Genomic DNA, 15,572 nt, shown 5'->3' with positions numbered 1-15,572 from the left:
TATTTTATAAATTATTTTCATATTTTTAGCACCCATGGCTTTTTTTAAAAATATTTTATTAACTAAATTTCACTATATAATAACTTCTATCTATTTTATTTCATCTGACCCCAAACCTCCAAACCTCGATACCGATAATTTCAGTTTCTGTGGCCTACAAACCAGACATTAGTCCGTTTATTTTGAATGGTCGATTACACGGCATTACACGAAGTGTTCAAGAAGCGAGGAAGGGCAGGGAGTATAGGTAATTGGATGTTCCTCCATTGACCCGCCCCGCATCTTGATCTAACATTCTCCTTGCACTGGCAAAATCCAGTGCCGGGAATACCACCCCGTTTCACCAAAGCGGCCTAAAACACGCACCGCGTGTTTTTTTGTGGGCCGGAGTCCACCTGTTATGGTGGGTTTGTCTCAGGCTAGCTTCGGCTAGGCCGTTTCCTTTGGGCGGTAGTGGTATCCTGATTCAGACCCACCACCCTTTAAGAATACCGCCTTAAGGAGTGGTCATAACAATGACCAAAGGAGCCAAGTATGGCGAATACACAGATTTCTAAAAATGATGTTCCATCCGTTCAAATCAGTAATGACCAGATCGTTACTACCTCTACCGATATTGCTAAATGCTTTGGTAAGCGCCATGACAACATCTTACGTAAAATAGAAAACCTAGATTGTAGTGATGAATTTAACGCCCTCAATTTTGAGTTGGTTGAATATGAAGACGGAAAAGGGGAGTTACGCCCTATGTACCGTATCACCAAAGATGGTTTTGTCTACTTGGCCATGGGCTTTACTGGCGCAAAAGCCGCCCAGTTCAAAGAAGCCTACATCAACGCCTTCAACCAAATGGAAAAGCAACTCCACGAGCAAAAACACCTTCCCGCGCCCTCAGCCGACACCGCCGTACAAGAAGCCGAGAAGTACAAGTTGATCAACAACATCGTTACCTCCATGAAACTGGAAAGCAACCCCGTCGTCCTCCCCGCCAGCGACCTAAACGACATGGTACAAGCCATTAGAATGTACCAAACCCAAATCGCCCAGCTACGCACCCCCGACTGGGTCAATAAAAACGTCGAATGCATCAAGGAATACGCTAACCGCACCTTCCTAGACGACTGGCCAATACCTAAGTACAAATAACAAGCACAAAAAAGCCCACGAAAAGTGGGCTTTAGTTGGTCCTATCTTACAGATCAGTTATATGGGTTATATGAGGTTCACCCTTACCTGGTAGTGGAGCAAAGATTTGAATCATCTTCGTACATTCAGGTGGCTCAGGGTTTACATTTACATATTTTACATTACAGATGAATCGATAGTTCATACCTGCAACAACTTGCGTAGAAACAAGTAAAGGGGTGTACTCTAGAAGCAGGTTATACGATGTAAGTTTATCAAACATCTCTCTTTCTTCTTTACTGATATCTGGTGAAAAAGGTGTCCATCCGCCAGGCATTTGCTTATTCTCCATTTTAATCTCCTTGTCTATATGTGTTAAATATCCCCTTTGATATGGGGTACAGACGCAGAATAGGGCTATTATTTTATTAAGTCGATTACACGGGATTACACGAAAAACTTGGAGTGTAAGGTTGGCAGTGAAAGTCGTTGTCATTACCAAGCATTTTGATAAGCGTCATGACAACATCTTACGTAAGATAGAAAGCTTAGAATGCAGTGACGAATACCGTGCCCTCAATTTTGAGGAGATGGCAAAGCGGGGTACCAAGTGTTTTGTTGTGGTGAGTGTAGTAGTTTAGGTGTTTGTGGTGCCATAATGGCAACATGTTGATTGTGTGTTTTTTTGGTGCCATAATGGCAACACTTAAGAGGCTTGTTGCCCAAAACGGTAGATGAAAGACTGTAAATGCAAACAGTCTAGGAGATGGAGTATGCAGACTTCTCAAACGCAAGAAAATGTGCGGCTCGTTGCGCGAGCACCAAAAGAGGTTCAAGAGATCATTATTAGCGCGGCGGAGCTGTCCGGTGCTTCAATGTCTCAGTTTATGATTGATGCCGCTTTAGAAAAGGCAAAAGAAGTGGTAGAGCGAAACAGGCTGCTGAAGTTGTCTATGGAAGGGGCTAACCGATTTTTTGAAGCATTAGATAATCCGCCAGAGATTCAACATCTTGATGACGCTTATGATGCGCTAAAGGGTTATGAGAATGGCAGTGTCACCTTTAAAAGAAAGCCACAATCGTAAACGATTCGATTGTGGCAATGAACGAATTAACAAATTCCTAAAAGAGTCTGCGCACAGTGCAGCAAAGCGCAATCTGTCTAGGACGTTTGTTCTAGAAGGAAGCGATGAAACAGACATTGCGGGCTTCTACTCGCTCAGTAATATTGAGGTCAAAGTTCCTGTTCCTCATAAACTGTACAAGAAATACCCTAACCCATTGCCCGGCGTGGTACTAGCCAGAATGGGTGTGGATGAAGGTTACCAAGGGCAGGGCATCGCCAAAATCATGGTAATCGACGCAATGCGGCGGACTTTACTGATAAACGAACATATGGGCGTCGTTGGACTGTTTGTCGATGCCAAAGACGATGACCTCGTTACATTTTATCAGAATTGCGGCTTTATCTTCCTTCAGAAGGAAGAACACACCTCCAAACTTTGGATGCCGATCGACTCGATTGTGGTATTCTTTAAAGATCGAGAATAATTGAATTTGGGGAAGGCAATCGAGATGGGTTTTGGTCTATTACTGTGAACGGGAATTGGCGTATTACTTTCGAGTTTGTTGATGGTCATGCTTACATTCTCAACTATGAGGATTATCACTAATGAGTATGCACAACCCTCCGCACCCAGGCGAATTCATCCGTGATGTTTATCTTGAGCCAGCGGGTTTTAGTTGCCGTTTTTTAGCCAAGCAATTGGATGTCGCCTCGTCCACGTTAAGTCGTGTCCTGAAAGGGCAGAGTGCCGTCTCGCCTGAAATGGCATTGCGTCTATCTAAAGCACTTGGCAGAACACCTGAAAGCTGGCTGGCCATGCAAGATGCCTATGATCTTTGGCAGGCCAAACAGCATCTGAATTTAACGAATGTTCATCCCGTTAAATTTGTTGTGGCCTAGGTCATTCAATCAGATCAAGTTTTTTGAAAGTGCACCGCGTTGAGTTTTTAAAAAAACTGCACAAAAACAGCACCGCTAATAGCCTAACTTATTGATAGTAAAAAACTAAATGATTCCGGTCCCGGGCACCACTTTGTGGTGCTTTTTTTTGCTTTAAATTTTCTTACCCCCTTCAAACCCCCGTCATTTCTGGCTTTCAGTGTTTTCTTTCCTTCGAGTTAAATTGTAAGTTTTTCCTGTCATATTATATGTTTTCTGAAATGAATTATTCAGGGATGACTAGCTACGCACCCCCGACTGGGTCAATAAAAACGTCGAATGCATCAAGGAATACGCCAACCGCACCTTCCTAGACGACTGGCCAATACCTAAGTACAAATAACAAGCACAAAAGCCCACCGAACGTGGGCTTTAGTCTTTTTTTACACTTTTTGTTCTGGTTAGGGCGTTAAAAACATTTTAGTATCAATGAGCAATATGGCTTTTATCACAAATGATATTCATGTGATGAATATATGAACTCGATTACTGACTATTATTTTGTAATGTTTGGGGTTGATTGATGCTCTATAGGAAAAATTATCAAGGAGGTGAAAGTGTTAGCTACTCATTTAGATGCAGAAAGAAGATATTCGATAATCCGAAAAGAAGCATTAGCGGCTGCTACAGAAATAGTCCAAGGAAGTGGTAAAGAATCAATGAGGTTGTCTGAAATAGATGATCAAGCGTTAGATGCTTTCAGGTCTTGGACAAAGTCGAGAACCAGAGTAAAAGATTGGGATTGGATTGAAGGGTATAATAGTTTTCGTTTCCGTTATCCAAAGCGATTTGAAATTGCACTTTGGGATAAAAGTAATCTCATTGGCTTATCTATGGGAAGACCAACTTACCAAGGTACGGCACTAAGGCTGGATGTAGTCGAAGCTGCTCCGTCAGATCTTGGCGATCGCCCAAGTATTTTTGATTCCGTTTTGGTTGCTTATGGTATCTATGCACGTTTGCTCAATGCAAAACAAATAAGAATCATGCATCCTGTTAATAACGAGGTTATATCCTACTACGAGAAGTTCGGTTATAGATATGTATCAGGTGGTGATTATCTATGTAGGGAGGTCTTGTAATGGCTTATGAATGTAATGATATAGATAAGGCGAGACGGGAAAAACGAGACCGTTCAGGATGGACGCTCGAAGAGATTAAAGAAAATGCAAAAAAGGAATTAAAAAAGTATCAGGAGATATCAAAGGATGAACCATCTGACTTAGTATCCGGTGATATGGATAAGATAATTCGTGGAGAAGATGATGAAAACGATAAATAATAGTAAGCCATTATCCGAAGATGAAAAACAGAAAAAGCCATTGTCTGGAGAGGTCTCACCGCAAGATGCCTTTATAAAAGCTAGACAATTTGCTGCACAAGAAAAAGCCAAGCTTAAAAAGTAAGTATGGTTTTCAGGGTTTGAAGTAGATGGAAATGGCAACTAACCTTCATCTACTTCAAAAAGCTATATGTTCAAAAACACCTTCCCGCCCCCTCAGCCGACACCGCCGTACAGGAAGTCGAGAGCTATTCCCTCCAAGGAAAGTAATTGATCAACAACATCGTTACCTCCATGAAACTGGAAAGCAACCCCGTCGTCCTCCTCGCCAGCGACCTAAACGACATGGTGCAAGCCATTAGAATGTACCAAACCCAAATCGCCCAACTACGCCCCCCCCCCCCCGACTGGGTCAATAAAAACGTCGAATGCATCAAGGAATACGCCAACCGCACCTTCCTAGACGACTGGCCAATACCTAACTACAAATAACAAGCAAAAAAAGCCCAGGAAAAGTGGGCTTTCGTTGTTGTTTTCCATGGGGTAAAGGGATAGGTTTGAGACTAACAGGCTAAGTAAACTAGATTTTTATCGTTAATTTCTAATTAATGCATATTCCGCTGATTCCGGACACCGGTACCGTTTTAATCCGGACACCTTTTTCTCTTCATTTTCTCAGTCTCTAGTTTTACTCCATGTGTCCGGATTGCGCCAGTTTTCTCATCGATTCTCCTCCTAGTTCTATGCGGTGACTGTTGTGGATTAAACGGTCCAGTAAAGCGTCCGCAACCGTGGCATTGCCTATCATGTTGTACCACTCTTTCACTGGCAGTTGACTGATCATGATCGTGCTGCTGGTTTGGTAACGATCTTCTAAAAGCTCTAATAAATGGCCTGCATGATCGGCACTGAGTTTTTCCATCCCCCAGTCATCGAGTATCAGCAGCTGCTTTTTGGCGAGGGCGGCAAGTTGTTTTTGATAGGTGCCGTCTAAGCGGCCAAGGCTGAGGTCATCCAGCAGTCGACTCAGGCGCAGATAGCGAACGCTATAAAGTTGCTCGCACGCCTGTGAGGCAAGGGCGCAGGCAACATAGGTTTTGCCCGCGCCCGTTGGGCCTGTGATGAGGATATTTTGATGCTTTTGCAGGTAACCTCCTGTCAACAGTTCTCCTAGTTGGATGCGCTTTAGTCCACGCCCTTCTTTGTAGAGTAGTTGGCTGGCGCTGGCTTCTACGCGCAGTTTTGCTTGTCGTTTGAGCCGTTCGATTTTGCCATGATTTCTGCCTAGCAGCTCACTGTCAAGGAGCAGTGTGAGACGTTGCTCGAAGTCCAGTTCTCCATAGGTGGTTAACTGTTCTCGTTGTTGTTCTAACGCGGTAACGGCATGACTCAGTCGCAGCATTTTGAGTTGTTCAGTCAGGTGATTCATGTTGTTCTCCTAGTGGTAGCAGTGTGGCCCGCGAACATTGCTGTGCGGGGTGTCGGGTGTCGAGTCAGAAGGAAGAGACAGTGTGCCTTCCCGATGATGATCGAGCAGATTTCGGATAAAGCGCAGAGAAGGTTTGTTGACCAGTAAGGCATCCTGACAGGCTTGCTCTAGGCGGACATCCCCATGTTTGCGCGCGAGACTCAGTATGCCAAGACAGCGACGAGTGGCTTGGGCTGGATGGGCTTTGGACAGGATCTGTTGTTTGATGACGTTTTCGGTGGCGACACCAATCTGCTTGCTCCATCCGATTAAGCGTTCTGGTGACCATTTTTGATGTTGATGATGGCTCGGCATATGTTCCATGTGGGTGCTCAGACCATAGTCTTTTCGGCTGATTGGGTGAGACGAGACGGGCTGACCTTGATGGAAGATTTGTATGATCTGCGACGTCGCTTCCAGCGTCACATATTGACCCACAAGCTGATGCGGTACCGAGTAATAATGCTTTGCGTACTCAATGTGGTAATCCGGTCCCACTTTGGCGCGTTTATGTTCTGTGTAGACATACTTCTGCATCGGTAACGGTTTCAACGCGGGTTTATCGAGGGTGTCAAAAAGGGCTTGGCGACTCACGCCAATCTTTTGCATCGGCCGTTGGTTCAGAGCGTTCATCAGCTCTCGAACCGCATTATTCAGCTCTCTTAGGGTATGGAAGGTGCGATGACGAAGGCGCATCATGATCCAGCGTTCGACAATCAGAACCGCATTTTCGGCCTTGGCTTTGTCTTTGGGTTTATAGGGACGAGCCGGCATAATGGCGGTTTGATAGTGATGCGCTAACTGACGATAACTGTCGTTGAGTTTCGGCTCATAACGATCTGTTTTTGTCACGGCAGCTTTTAAGTTGTCTGGCACCAATAAAGCGGGAACGCCACCGAAGTGTTCAAACGCATTGGCGTGACACTGTAGCCAATGCTCCAGCTTTTGACTTTCGCTGGCTTCAACGTAGGTGTAGTTAGACGCTCCCAGTGTGGCGACAAACACTTGTGAGTGGCGAACGTCGCCCGTTTCCGGATTGACGATCGGGATAGTCGGTCCGCAATAATCAATGAATAACTTGTCACCTGCGGTATGGAGTTGACGCATACTGCGTTTTTGTGTGGCGAGCCAACGACGGAAGTACTCGCAGAACTGGCTGTAGCCATAAGTGCGCTCTTGGTGCTCGGCAACATATTCTTCCCACAACAATTGCTTCGTCGCCCCTTTGCGCTTGAGTTCGATAAAAAAGTACGCAAAGTCCGGCATCACTTTCAGGCGATTAGCCGGTTTTTCTTGATACAGCGCTTTAGACAGATCGGTATCGGAAACGTCACTGGCAAGGGGCCAATAATAGTCACTTTGTTTGAAACGAGTCAGGACATCGGACACGGTAGAGCGGCCGACATTCAAACAAGAAGCAATCTGCCGCGTGGATAAATGGCACTCATGTTTGAGACGCAAAATCTCTTTAATATTGGTCATTGAGGTTCTCTTTCTGGTCATGATCACTTCCTGGCAACGTATTAGGTGTAACCAAGTGTAGTGAGCGATTGATTTAAAAGAGAAAACGAAGGGATTCCGGTGAATCCGGACAGGGTTTACGCTAATCCGGACAGGGATTCCGGGGAAAGCCAAAAAGTGTCCGGTTTAGAGCGTAATAGGTGTCCGGATAAAAACGGAATGGGTGTCCGAGTTATATCGGAATGGGTGTCCGGATTGCTCCGGTATATGCAATTAAAAATTTTTGGATTTATTATCACGGAGGAAAGTATGAGAAATGCTTTTTTATTGGCTGTAATTGGGGCAGCTATGATCTCAGGGTGTTCGACGACAAATCAACAAGCGAATGCTAAGGTTGAAAAGACTGAGAATATGACGAGAGAGCAGTTAATTGGGGAATGGGAGTGTATAACTATGTATCGAGATCAGGATCTTTGGTCTTCTGACAGCATGGATATTAAGAGCGATGGTAGTTTCAGCGATTCTTCAGATATATATTTTCCTATCCCAGACATCCCTACCCCTGAGAGTTCACTTTTCTCTTATAACAGTGTTTTAACCGGTTCTTGGGCACTTGATGATAACAAAATCTCTTTCCTTTTTTTGACACAAGGAAATGTAATTCACAAGGAAAATAAGAATTCGCCGTTGTGGAAAAAGGTTAAAGAGAAAAAACTAGAAGAACTTGTAAGGTCGACCGACAAAAAAAATTATCAAGTATTGTCTGCCTCAAGTTCTGTAGACGAGTCAATTACACTCTCTATCACACATTTTATTAAGATGCCTCTTACAGATATATTTACATATGATCAGAAATTCGGCGACAAAATATATGTTGGTGCGTGTGGGCGAAAAAATAAGAGTTAGTAGTTTGGGTGCAGATGAAAAATAGCGCCTAGCCTTCATCGACCCCAAACAACTCATCGACCCCAAACAACTCAACGAGCAAAAACACCTTCCTGCCGACACCGCCGCGCTGGAAGCCGAGAGCTATTCCCTCCAAGGAAAGTAATTGATCAACAACATCGTTACCTCCATGAAACTGGAAAGCAACCCCGTCGTCCTCCCCATCAGCGATCTAAACACATGGTACAAGCTATCCGTACTTTCCCAGAAAAATAAGCAACAGCAAATCGCCCAGCTACGCACCCCCGACTGGGTCAATAAAAACGTCGAATGCATCAAAGAATACGCCAACCGCACCTTTTTAGACGTATAAACGACGGACATAAAAAAGCCCACACCTGTTGAAGTGTGGGCTTTAGGTTGATTATCTGAATAAGAAAAGATAGTGTTTGGCTTGAATAAATTTGATATGGAGATCAGTGATGCACACACCTGTTGAGTATTTTATAAAACTTCCAACTGCTTTATTTCGAGCAGGAGCTCGGACAAAACCTAAATTTGATTACCTCAGAACGATGCCACCGCGCGATGACACCCAAGTGTATGATGTGAAAATCAATCCTAAAACGAAGATGATTGATCATAAATCCGGTGGCTTAAGCTTGTTCACTGAGCCTAACCTTAGGTTTGGTCCTGACTGGTGGGTTCTACCAGGAGATACGCCACTTCCAGCAGGATTTACTTTAACCAAAGACTTAACAAATGGAAAATTTAGAGGCCATTATTCTATAAGATCTTTGGAGGATATCCATGTCGATATTTGGAAAAAAACACTATTGGCTTGGGCTAATGAGTACGCCATACATGTGAGTGAATACAAAGATACAGTAGGAGAAAAAAATGTTTAATATAATGGAGTTACGCATAATTAGGGCGTCGGTTAAGGCGAGTATGGACGGCTTGTTAGAAAAGCTAAAAACAATTGATCCAGACAGTGATGAGGCCGTAGAAATTAGTAACGACTTGATGTTTTATCAATCTATTCTAGACACAATTTCAGAAAACCCTGAAGTGTAAATGAGAGTTTGGGGTTAATATGAAAAATATCGACTCATCTTCATCGACCCCAAACAACTCAACGAGCAAAAACACCTTCCCGCCGACACCACCGCGCAGGAAGCCGAGAGCTATTCCCTCCAAGGAAAGCGACTCATCAACAATATCGTTACCTCCATGAAACTGGAAAGCAACCCCGTCGTCCTCCCTGCCAGCGACCTAAACGACATGGTACAAGCTATCCGTACTTTCTCAGAAAAATAAGCAACAGCAAATCGCCCAGTTACGCCCCACGTAGTGTGGGCTTTTGTTGATGCGTGCCACGTTACACTCATTTTATGATCAAAACATTCAAACACAAAGGCCTTAAGAAATACTTCGAAACAGGAAGCGTTTCCGGTATTCAAGCAAAGCATCAGCGCAAAATACGTATGCAGCTTGCTGCGATCGATACCGCCCAAGAGATTGAGGATATCAATTTACCCGGTTTTAACTTGCACCCTTTAAAAGGCAATTGAAATGGGGGGGTCTATTACCGTGAGCGGGAGTTGGCGTATTACTGTCGAGTTTGTTGATGGTCATGCTTACATTCTCAACTATGAGGATTATCACTAATGAGTATGCACACCCTCTATACTCAGGCGAATTCATCCGTGATGTTTATCTTGAACTTGGGCACCACTTAGCGGTGCTTTTTTGCATTCAATGGCTGATAAAGCAGGCCTCTTCTGTAGTGGGTTGTGCCTTGGTTTGTTCGGGTGAAAATGCTCTTCAATCCTTTCTATACGGGCGTTTGACCAATCTTCTGAATGTGCTATTTTATAAATAATCACTATAAACTATTGGAATGTAAATATGGTTTATTTGATTTTACCAAGTGGAATATTCCTTGCTAATCTTAGTTTGTCTGTTTGATAAGCCTTAACATGGAGGGCTGTCTGATGAATTTACCTAAAGAACTCTCAACAACTGTATTAAATACTCGATTTAATGGTGAAGCGGCTGCTATTCGTCATTGCTTATTAAAAGAAAGGGATGGTAAATACGCATCCTGGGATGATGAGTATGAGGAAGATGATGGGTACGGTGGCGACGATTATGAGGGCGATGACTTCGACTATGAGTATGAAGAAGATAGTATGCCTGACTATGAGGATGGATTTTTCGCAGATACGGATGATGATCTTGGGTACATGGAAGAGCAGGACGACGATTTTTCCATGAATAACTATTACCGCTAACCCTCTTGAATTTTGCTGCCGATGAAAGCCTATTGGTTTTTCATCGGCCTCTACTCTCTTTGTATGAAGCTGGCGTGCAGCCAGCTTCTAAAGCTATCTTTAGATTCCGTCTTTCACTTTTAGAAGAGTCCCTGCTATGTTGTTATGGGACGATAGTTGCCCCTGTCTTTGAGGTGAGTGTCTTTGCTAAAAGTGCGCTACTTATCCATTTTACCTTGCCACTTGTGTAGGGTTTTTAGCTGTTCCAGTAGTAAAAACTTATTGTTTGGTGTGAGTTCGCTGAACAATTTTAGGACGGTTTGAGCGTCATTGTTAAGCAGTAACTGGTTGATGTTTTTTGCCGTCTTCTCCTCATTCTCTTCTGTTTCCAAAAAGAAAAAAATATCGTCTATTGGTTGTTCGCATGCGGCGTACAGCATAGATGGTGTGGTGTTTAGTGCTTTGGCGAGTTTGAGTAGTGCTTTTTGCGAGGGTTGCCTTTGCCCTTTTTCAATTCGTGAAATATTGCTGGTAGCCATATCAGCCTCCAGAGCAACTTGTTCTTGCGTCATATTGCGTTGAATTCGCAGTATTTTTATAACATGGCCAATCGTCATGGCAAGATTATCCGTTTTGTTTTGCCTGTAAGGCAAAACCTATGGGGCAATTTGCTTGACTCTATTTGCCTATTAGGCAATATTGGTGAATCTTTATGTCTTAAAGACAAGTGATCAGTGGTGTCTTGTGGCTTCTGAAGCATGCTATAGAAGGGTTGGGTTGTGAAAAAGGATGATTTAAATGCTGAGCTTAATTCGCCAGAGCTTCAAGAGTCGAATGATAGCTTAATTGTGTTGGATAGTAATGATTTGATTGTTTCTTGTAATGAGAAAGCAAGACAACTGTTTCTATTATCCCATTTACCCATTGATAAGCCCTTACTTCTGGAATACTTCTGGTTTGAACTCGACATGCGAGTGTTTCACTTAAGTGAGTTCAAATGCTTCACAGGAAAGACAATCAAATTGATGCTGGTGTCTAGTGGTCGCGAGGCTTATCGAGTGAGTGTCTCAGTCGAGACATTTCACCTGTTGGGTCAGCCGTACTTCTGCCTGTTAGTTCGAAGGGGATCGGGCGAATTGGGTGATGATAAGGTTTCGTCAGACTATTTAATGGCTAAAGCCTTAAGCGCAGATTTGCAACGTGATTTATTAGAGCTCTACTACCAACCGCAAATTAATGCATCGGACGGTAGTCTCTATGGGCTTGAGGTATTGTCAAGGTGGAATAGTCAGGAATTTGGTCAAGTTGCACCTGATGATTTTATTGCACTTGCTGAAAATTTTGGATTTATCGCTGAATTAGATTTGTGGGTTCTGCGTCATGCTTGTCAGCAATTGGCAAAATGGCGAAAACAAAAGATCAATATTCCTAGAGTAGCAGTCAATTTTTCCCCTTTTAGTTTTGATTATCCTAACCTAAAAAATATTATTCGTTTTGTTTTAAGTGATAATGCTATTTTACCTAGTAGTTTAGTCATTGAATTGACGGAAAATAAAAAAATAAGATCCATCGATTATTTTTCGGATATGGTCAATGCCATTCACGATATAGGTATTGATATATCAATAGATGATTTTGGTGTGGGCTATTCTAATCTTAAAAGACTGCTTCGATTGCCTGTTTCACAATTAAAGTTGGATCGAGCTTTTGTTAATGGGCTGCCCCAAAAAGCATCAAAAAATTTAACGGAAAGCGTCCTGGCCATCAGTCAGGCAATAGGGGCTGTCTCGATTGCTGAAGGAGTTGAAAGCCAAGAACAGTTTGATTGCTTGAAGAAAATGGGATATGAGGTGATACAAGGGTATTTCTTTTGCCCGCCATTACCAAAGAGCAAGTTAGAGACATGGCTGTGTCAAAAAGTCTGTTAGTGGTTGCATAGAGGCTATTTTATATATTGTCTTGTTATTCGTTAAAAGAAAATTTTCTTTTAATTTTTCTGTGTGTTTTTAAATTAAATAGTTATTTATCGTTAATGAATTTTTAAAGCCCTATAAGTTAAAAGGAATGGGTATGTTAAGAAATTTTAATATTAGATTGCGATTAATGATGTCCTTTTTATTAATGATTTTTCTTCTAATGTGTTTAGGTTTGATCGCAATTTCTTCTATGAAGGGGATACGTGCTAATTCAAAAACAATAGAGGAGAAAGTTGTTCCAGCGATCATTAGCTTAGGGAATATAAACAGTGAATTGATGAGAGTAAGGATATTTACCTTTCGACTATTAAGTGACGGGGATAAAACGGAGAAAGAAAATACCTTAGAGAGCATTAATAAGATAAAAGAAAGTGTCGCTGGTTTTGAGGAGGACTATGAGAAAACACTTCATTCAGAGCGCGAAAGACGTTTATTTGATCAATTTAAAGAGCAACAAAATCACTATTATACAGCGCAACATCAGGTGGTGGCGCTGGCAATGAAAGATCAAAAAGAGGCCATTGGAGATTTATTGCCTAATATGAACCACTCTGCCGATGATATGGTTCAATTACTGAAAGTACTGGTGTCCGCCAGCCATAAAGGAGCAGATCAAGCTAGGCTTAAATCCGTCAAAGAATATAACGATAGCTTTATCTTGATTGTGACTATTATTGCCGCTGCTGCTGCCATTGCCGTTGCTATTGCCTTGGTGATTCCTAAGAGTATCAATAAGCCGCTACAAGAGGTGGTTGATTCTGCTGAAAGTATTGCTGAGGGGGATTTAACTCAGCTCGTCACAGTGCAAGGTAATGATGAATTGACTCGCTTGAGTAGTGCGATACAAGCGATGCAAGGGAGTTTGCGAGAGGCTATTGTGCATATCGGTGACTCTTCTGGACAACTTTCTTCAGCTGCGGAAGAGTTGAACAGTGTGACAGAAAACTCATCGAATAGTTTGATGTTGCAGAATAATGAGATCCAACAGGCCGCTGCCGCTATTACAGAAATGAGCGCGGCAGTGGACGATGTGGCGAGAACGGCGCACAAGGCATCTGAAGTATCGGCTGAATCAACAAAACTGGCCGTAGAAGGGAAAGAGCGTGTGGCACAGACGACGTCGGTCATTCTTGAGATGAACGACGAAATGCAGGTCAGTTCTCGAGTGATTAACCAATTGGCCGAACAGATTGCTTCAATTAGCAAAATTTTAGACGTGATACGTGCGATTGCAGAACAGACCAATTTATTAGCGCTGAATGCGGCCATTGAAGCGGCGCGTGCAGGTGAAGCCGGTCGTGGTTTCGCTGTGGTGGCGGATGAGGTTAGAAACCTTGCCCATCGTACTCAAGAGTCGACGGAGGAAATTGAAACCATGGTGCATCAAGTGCAAGCGTCGGCGAGTGAGGCGGTTGCTTCAATGGATAGCACGGGGCAAAAAAGTAACCAGGCTCAGATTGTCGTGGCAGAAGCAGTTGAAGTATTGGAACAGATTACCGCCCATATTATGTCTATTACCGACAGTAGCCATTTAGTTGCCAGCGCCACAGAGGAACAATCGCAAGCGGCTAAAGAGATAGACGCTAATCTCACTGCGATTAGCGATTTGGCTGCACAAACCGTCGTGGGTGCAAACCAGACGAGTGCAAGTGCGGCTGAGTTAACACGCTTGGCAATCGAGTTAAACGCTCTGGTATTAAAATTTAAAGTATGAGGCGTTCGCGATAGGGCGGTGTTTCGACAACTTGATGAAAACCACCTGTACGGGTGGTTTTTTTGTGGTGTTTTCTTGTGTCTATGACTCGTAAATTTTATTTGTTGTTTGGGATCCTTAAGCGATAATCTTGTCAAACTTTACTCAGTGAGTCATTGTCGTGTATTGCCATGCTGCTGTATTGGTTGCCATCAGAATAATTAGGAGAGACGTTAGGTATGATAATGTGGATGAGATGCTTGTGGGTCGTGGTCTTTTCGTTCGTGTTGCAAGGTTGTGCTTCGGGGTCATATCAACTGACAGGGGAAAAGCGTCCAGCCATCAAAGCAGATCAAGTAACTGTGTTTAAGGAAAAGCCCAGTTTTGATTATGAGGTGCTTGGTACAGTGCAGTCGAGCAGTGAAAATGGCTTTTCAGCGGATTCAAGAAAAGAAAAAGCGATCAACGAATTAAAAGAGCAGGCTGCGAAAATAGGTGCCAATGGCGTGATCATCACAAGCGTTACGCAATCCTCCTTCAGAGGGACGGGCGTTGGCCTAGGGTTATCTGTGGGCAGTGGTGGTTTTGGTACAGGGATAGGCTCTGGCTTTGCTTTGCCTGAGGCGGCGTTAACCGGACAGGCAATTTATTTTCCTGTTGAAAAGGGGGCAGTAAAGGGTGATTCAGTGAAGAAGGATACAGCCACTAACCATCCAGCCACCAGTGGCTCGGCTTCTGGTAGTAATTAGTAAAGCAATTGATGAGATGTTGCTATTTTCGGTAATTAGGCATTTATTGTGTTTGATTAGTCGCTATATTTCCTTTGGATATTCGATAAATAGACTGGGCCTTTTGTGGTCTTGTGTTAACCTATAAGAAAATCAAATAGGCCTGTCGAGAGGGTGTTATGTCGGAAAAAGAAGAGAAAGCTAAAGGGCGTTTAACAACGCGAACGGTAGCCATGCCTGGGGACACAAACCCGGCAGGTGATATTTTTGGTGGTTGGGTTGTTTCGCAAATGGACACCGCGGCAGGTATCTGTGCCGGCCAGCGTGCTCAGGCGCGAGTGGTGACGGTAGCGTTAGATCAGATGAGCTTTATTCGTCCTGTCAAAGTAGGGGATGTGCTTGGCGTATATACCCGAGTCGAGTCAGTCGGTCGAACTTCCATGAATATCCATGTGGAATCTTGGGTACGTCGTTCGCGTATTGGGGTCCGTGAAAAGGTCACGGAAGGTATGTTTAAATTTGTAGCCATTGATGATCATGGTAATCCAACACCGATACCGGATCGTGCAGACTTGCCCGACTATGTGATTGAGCATCTAGGAGAAGAAGGGCTGGGTGTTATTATTTAGCGTGCTGCTCGTTTTGAAATTGAGCTAAAGAGCGAGCTTTTGGA

24 protein-coding genes are annotated in these 15,572 nt (G+C 43.4%); 20 read left to right on the top strand and 4 right to left on the bottom strand.

Translation table 11 applies throughout. The features are described from left to right. Positions 1-534: 534 nt before the first annotated feature. Positions 535-1,146 carry a Rha family transcriptional regulator gene (locus tag AC0VYI_RS18470; protein WP_475444714.1) on the top strand — a complete coding sequence of 204 codons (612 nt, stop codon included), beginning with the start codon at positions 535-537 and terminating at the stop codon, positions 1,144-1,146. A gap of 46 nt (positions 1,147-1,192) precedes the next feature. On the opposite strand, the gene AC0VYI_RS18465 is transcribed toward AC0VYI_RS18470, so the two are convergent. Further along, positions 1,193-1,477 (bottom strand): cystatin family protein, encoded by a 285-nt coding sequence (locus tag AC0VYI_RS18465; RefSeq protein ID WP_475444712.1) that lies wholly within the window; start codon positions 1,475-1,477, stop codon positions 1,193-1,195. Positions 1,478-1,598: 121 nt separating this feature from the next. Between AC0VYI_RS18465 and AC0VYI_RS18460 the strand changes: the two genes are divergently transcribed. The 9 genes from AC0VYI_RS18460 (at position 1,599) to AC0VYI_RS18420 (ending at position 4,904) form a co-directional block, all read left to right on the top strand. Continuing rightward, positions 1,599-1,766, top strand: a complete 168-nt coding sequence (locus AC0VYI_RS18460) for a hypothetical protein (RefSeq protein ID WP_475444710.1) — start codon at positions 1,599-1,601, stop codon at positions 1,764-1,766. A 132-nt stretch (positions 1,767-1,898) separates the two neighbouring features. Then, a complete protein-coding gene (locus tag AC0VYI_RS18455; RefSeq protein WP_475444708.1) occupies positions 1,899-2,210 on the top strand; it encodes a type II toxin-antitoxin system TacA family antitoxin in 312 nt (103 codons plus the stop codon). After that, a complete protein-coding gene (locus AC0VYI_RS18450) occupies positions 2,173-2,676 on the top strand; it encodes a GNAT family N-acetyltransferase (protein ID WP_475429127.1) in 504 nt (167 codons plus the stop codon). The genes AC0VYI_RS18455 and AC0VYI_RS18450 overlap by 38 nt, the downstream gene beginning before the upstream one ends. Further along, complete coding sequence (locus AC0VYI_RS18445; RefSeq protein WP_475449836.1) at positions 2,673-2,798, top strand: type II toxin-antitoxin system RelE/ParE family toxin; 126 nt, start codon at positions 2,673-2,675, stop codon at positions 2,796-2,798. The genes AC0VYI_RS18450 and AC0VYI_RS18445 overlap by 4 nt, the downstream gene beginning before the upstream one ends. After that, complete coding sequence (locus AC0VYI_RS18440; protein WP_475444706.1) at positions 2,798-3,091, top strand: HigA family addiction module antitoxin; 294 nt, start codon at positions 2,798-2,800, stop codon at positions 3,089-3,091. The genes AC0VYI_RS18445 and AC0VYI_RS18440 overlap by 1 nt, the downstream gene beginning before the upstream one ends. A 596-nt stretch (positions 3,092-3,687) precedes the next feature. Next, positions 3,688-4,212 (top strand): hypothetical protein, encoded by a 525-nt coding sequence (locus tag AC0VYI_RS18435; RefSeq protein WP_475444704.1) that lies wholly within the window; start codon positions 3,688-3,690, stop codon positions 4,210-4,212. Then, positions 4,212-4,412: a hypothetical protein gene (locus AC0VYI_RS18430; protein ID WP_067341489.1), complete on the top strand. Its 201-nt coding sequence runs from the start codon at positions 4,212-4,214 to the stop codon at positions 4,410-4,412. Before AC0VYI_RS18435 ends, AC0VYI_RS18430 begins: the two co-directional genes overlap by 1 nt. Then, complete coding sequence (locus tag AC0VYI_RS18425) at positions 4,396-4,536, top strand: hypothetical protein (RefSeq protein WP_175384061.1); 141 nt, start codon at positions 4,396-4,398, stop codon at positions 4,534-4,536. The genes AC0VYI_RS18430 and AC0VYI_RS18425 overlap by 17 nt, the downstream gene beginning before the upstream one ends. Positions 4,537-4,682: 146 nt before the next feature. Continuing rightward, positions 4,683-4,904: a hypothetical protein gene (locus AC0VYI_RS18420; RefSeq protein WP_475444703.1), complete on the top strand. Its 222-nt coding sequence runs from the start codon at positions 4,683-4,685 to the stop codon at positions 4,902-4,904. A gap of 196 nt (positions 4,905-5,100) precedes the next feature. Here AC0VYI_RS18420 and istB read toward each other — a convergent pair whose 3' ends face one another. Together istB and istA are read right to left on the bottom strand one after the other, a co-directional pair. Beyond that, positions 5,101-5,841, bottom strand: coding sequence for an IS21-like element helper ATPase IstB (gene istB / locus AC0VYI_RS18415; RefSeq protein WP_475443432.1), 741 nt, complete (start codon positions 5,839-5,841; stop codon positions 5,101-5,103). Between the two features lie 9 nt (positions 5,842-5,850). Beyond that, entirely contained in the window at positions 5,851-7,383 is a 1,533-nt protein-coding gene (gene istA / locus AC0VYI_RS18410; RefSeq protein ID WP_475443430.1) for an IS21 family transposase, read from the bottom strand. 225 nt (positions 7,384-7,608) lie between these two features. Between istA and AC0VYI_RS18405 the strand changes: the two genes are divergently transcribed. From AC0VYI_RS18405 to AC0VYI_RS18380, 6 genes are all read left to right on the top strand, one after another. Continuing rightward, a complete protein-coding gene (locus AC0VYI_RS18405; RefSeq protein WP_475444702.1) occupies positions 7,609-8,247 on the top strand; it encodes a hypothetical protein in 639 nt (212 codons plus the stop codon). 145 nt (positions 8,248-8,392) lie between these two features. Then, complete coding sequence (locus tag AC0VYI_RS18400) at positions 8,393-8,599, top strand: hypothetical protein (RefSeq protein WP_475444701.1); 207 nt, start codon at positions 8,393-8,395, stop codon at positions 8,597-8,599. 109 nt (positions 8,600-8,708) lie between these two features. Next, positions 8,709-9,134 carry a Tse2 family ADP-ribosyltransferase toxin gene (locus tag AC0VYI_RS18395; RefSeq protein WP_475444699.1) on the top strand — a complete coding sequence of 142 codons (426 nt, stop codon included), beginning with the start codon at positions 8,709-8,711 and terminating at the stop codon, positions 9,132-9,134. After that, positions 9,127-9,303, top strand: coding sequence for a hypothetical protein (locus AC0VYI_RS18390; protein ID WP_175365272.1), 177 nt, complete (start codon positions 9,127-9,129; stop codon positions 9,301-9,303). Before AC0VYI_RS18395 ends, AC0VYI_RS18390 begins: the two co-directional genes overlap by 8 nt. 317 nt (positions 9,304-9,620) lie before the next feature. After that, positions 9,621-9,800 (top strand): type II toxin-antitoxin system RelE/ParE family toxin, encoded by a 180-nt coding sequence (locus AC0VYI_RS18385; protein WP_475444697.1) that lies wholly within the window; start codon positions 9,621-9,623, stop codon positions 9,798-9,800. Between the two features lie 423 nt (positions 9,801-10,223). Then, positions 10,224-10,523 (top strand): hypothetical protein, encoded by a 300-nt coding sequence (locus AC0VYI_RS18380; protein ID WP_067013980.1) that lies wholly within the window; start codon positions 10,224-10,226, stop codon positions 10,521-10,523. 197 nt (positions 10,524-10,720) lie between these two features. On the opposite strand, the gene AC0VYI_RS18375 is transcribed toward AC0VYI_RS18380, so the two are convergent. Beyond that, positions 10,721-11,119: a helix-turn-helix domain-containing protein gene (locus AC0VYI_RS18375; RefSeq protein ID WP_067013982.1), complete on the bottom strand. Its 399-nt coding sequence runs from the start codon at positions 11,117-11,119 to the stop codon at positions 10,721-10,723. A 162-nt stretch (positions 11,120-11,281) separates the two neighbouring features. Here AC0VYI_RS18375 and AC0VYI_RS18370 point away from each other — a divergent pair, with 162 nt between their 5' ends. The 4 genes from AC0VYI_RS18370 to AC0VYI_RS18355 all read left to right on the top strand — a co-directional run bounded on the left by AC0VYI_RS18370 (position 11,282) and on the right by AC0VYI_RS18355 (position 15,528). Continuing rightward, positions 11,282-12,430, top strand: coding sequence for an EAL domain-containing protein (locus tag AC0VYI_RS18370; protein ID WP_475444695.1), 1,149 nt, complete (start codon positions 11,282-11,284; stop codon positions 12,428-12,430). A gap of 142 nt (positions 12,431-12,572) precedes the next feature. Further along, positions 12,573-14,192 carry a methyl-accepting chemotaxis protein gene (locus tag AC0VYI_RS18365; RefSeq protein WP_475444694.1) on the top strand — a complete coding sequence of 540 codons (1,620 nt, stop codon included), beginning with the start codon at positions 12,573-12,575 and terminating at the stop codon, positions 14,190-14,192. A gap of 218 nt (positions 14,193-14,410) precedes the next feature. Then, positions 14,411-14,920, top strand: coding sequence for a DUF4156 domain-containing protein (locus tag AC0VYI_RS18360; RefSeq protein ID WP_475444692.1), 510 nt, complete (start codon positions 14,411-14,413; stop codon positions 14,918-14,920). A 158-nt stretch (positions 14,921-15,078) separates the two neighbouring features. Next, a complete protein-coding gene (locus AC0VYI_RS18355; RefSeq protein WP_067013990.1) occupies positions 15,079-15,528 on the top strand; it encodes an acyl-CoA thioesterase in 450 nt (149 codons plus the stop codon). Positions 15,529-15,572 lie beyond the last annotated feature (44 nt).

This window comes from Marinomonas sp. 63XJN7_9_ISO-PGPR-S23-217 (assembly GCF_056173515.1).
The sequence above is the reverse complement of the archived record's forward strand: the minus strand, read 5'-3'. Positions and strand labels throughout refer to the sequence as shown.

What these genes read in the sequence shown, in the direction of transcription:
- AC0VYI_RS18395 (WP_475444699.1), top strand. Translation starts at nt 8,709, where the DNA reads ATGCACACACCTGTTGAGTATTTTATAAAACTTCCAACTGCTTTATTT.
- istB (WP_475443432.1), bottom strand. Translation starts at nt 5,841, where the DNA reads ATGAATCACCTGACTGAACAACTCAAAATGCTGCGACTGAGTCATGCC.
- AC0VYI_RS18425 (WP_175384061.1), top strand. Translation starts at nt 4,396, where the DNA reads ATGAAAACGATAAATAATAGTAAGCCATTATCCGAAGATGAAAAACAG.
- AC0VYI_RS18405 (WP_475444702.1), top strand. Translation starts at nt 7,609, where the DNA reads ATGCAATTAAAAATTTTTGGATTTATTATCACGGAGGAAAGTATGAGA.
- AC0VYI_RS18450 (WP_475429127.1), top strand. Translation starts at nt 2,173, where the DNA reads ATGGCAGTGTCACCTTTAAAAGAAAGCCACAATCGTAAACGATTCGAT.
- AC0VYI_RS18380 (WP_067013980.1), top strand. Translation starts at nt 10,224, where the DNA reads ATGAATTTACCTAAAGAACTCTCAACAACTGTATTAAATACTCGATTT.
- AC0VYI_RS18465 (WP_475444712.1), bottom strand. Translation starts at nt 1,477, where the DNA reads ATGGAGAATAAGCAAATGCCTGGCGGATGGACACCTTTTTCACCAGAT.
- AC0VYI_RS18365 (WP_475444694.1), top strand. Translation starts at nt 12,573, where the DNA reads ATGTTAAGAAATTTTAATATTAGATTGCGATTAATGATGTCCTTTTTA.
- AC0VYI_RS18390 (WP_175365272.1), top strand. Translation starts at nt 9,127, where the DNA reads ATGTTTAATATAATGGAGTTACGCATAATTAGGGCGTCGGTTAAGGCG.
- AC0VYI_RS18375 (WP_067013982.1), bottom strand. Translation starts at nt 11,119, where the DNA reads ATGACGATTGGCCATGTTATAAAAATACTGCGAATTCAACGCAATATG.
- AC0VYI_RS18360 (WP_475444692.1), top strand. Translation starts at nt 14,411, where the DNA reads ATGATAATGTGGATGAGATGCTTGTGGGTCGTGGTCTTTTCGTTCGTG.
- AC0VYI_RS18430 (WP_067341489.1), top strand. Translation starts at nt 4,212, where the DNA reads ATGGCTTATGAATGTAATGATATAGATAAGGCGAGACGGGAAAAACGA.
- AC0VYI_RS18440 (WP_475444706.1), top strand. Translation starts at nt 2,798, where the DNA reads ATGAGTATGCACAACCCTCCGCACCCAGGCGAATTCATCCGTGATGTT.
- AC0VYI_RS18355 (WP_067013990.1), top strand. Translation starts at nt 15,079, where the DNA reads ATGTCGGAAAAAGAAGAGAAAGCTAAAGGGCGTTTAACAACGCGAACG.
- istA (WP_475443430.1), bottom strand. Translation starts at nt 7,383, where the DNA reads ATGACCAGAAAGAGAACCTCAATGACCAATATTAAAGAGATTTTGCGT.
- AC0VYI_RS18385 (WP_475444697.1), top strand. Translation starts at nt 9,621, where the DNA reads ATGATCAAAACATTCAAACACAAAGGCCTTAAGAAATACTTCGAAACA.
- AC0VYI_RS18470 (WP_475444714.1), top strand. Translation starts at nt 535, where the DNA reads ATGGCGAATACACAGATTTCTAAAAATGATGTTCCATCCGTTCAAATC.
- AC0VYI_RS18455 (WP_475444708.1), top strand. Translation starts at nt 1,899, where the DNA reads ATGCAGACTTCTCAAACGCAAGAAAATGTGCGGCTCGTTGCGCGAGCA.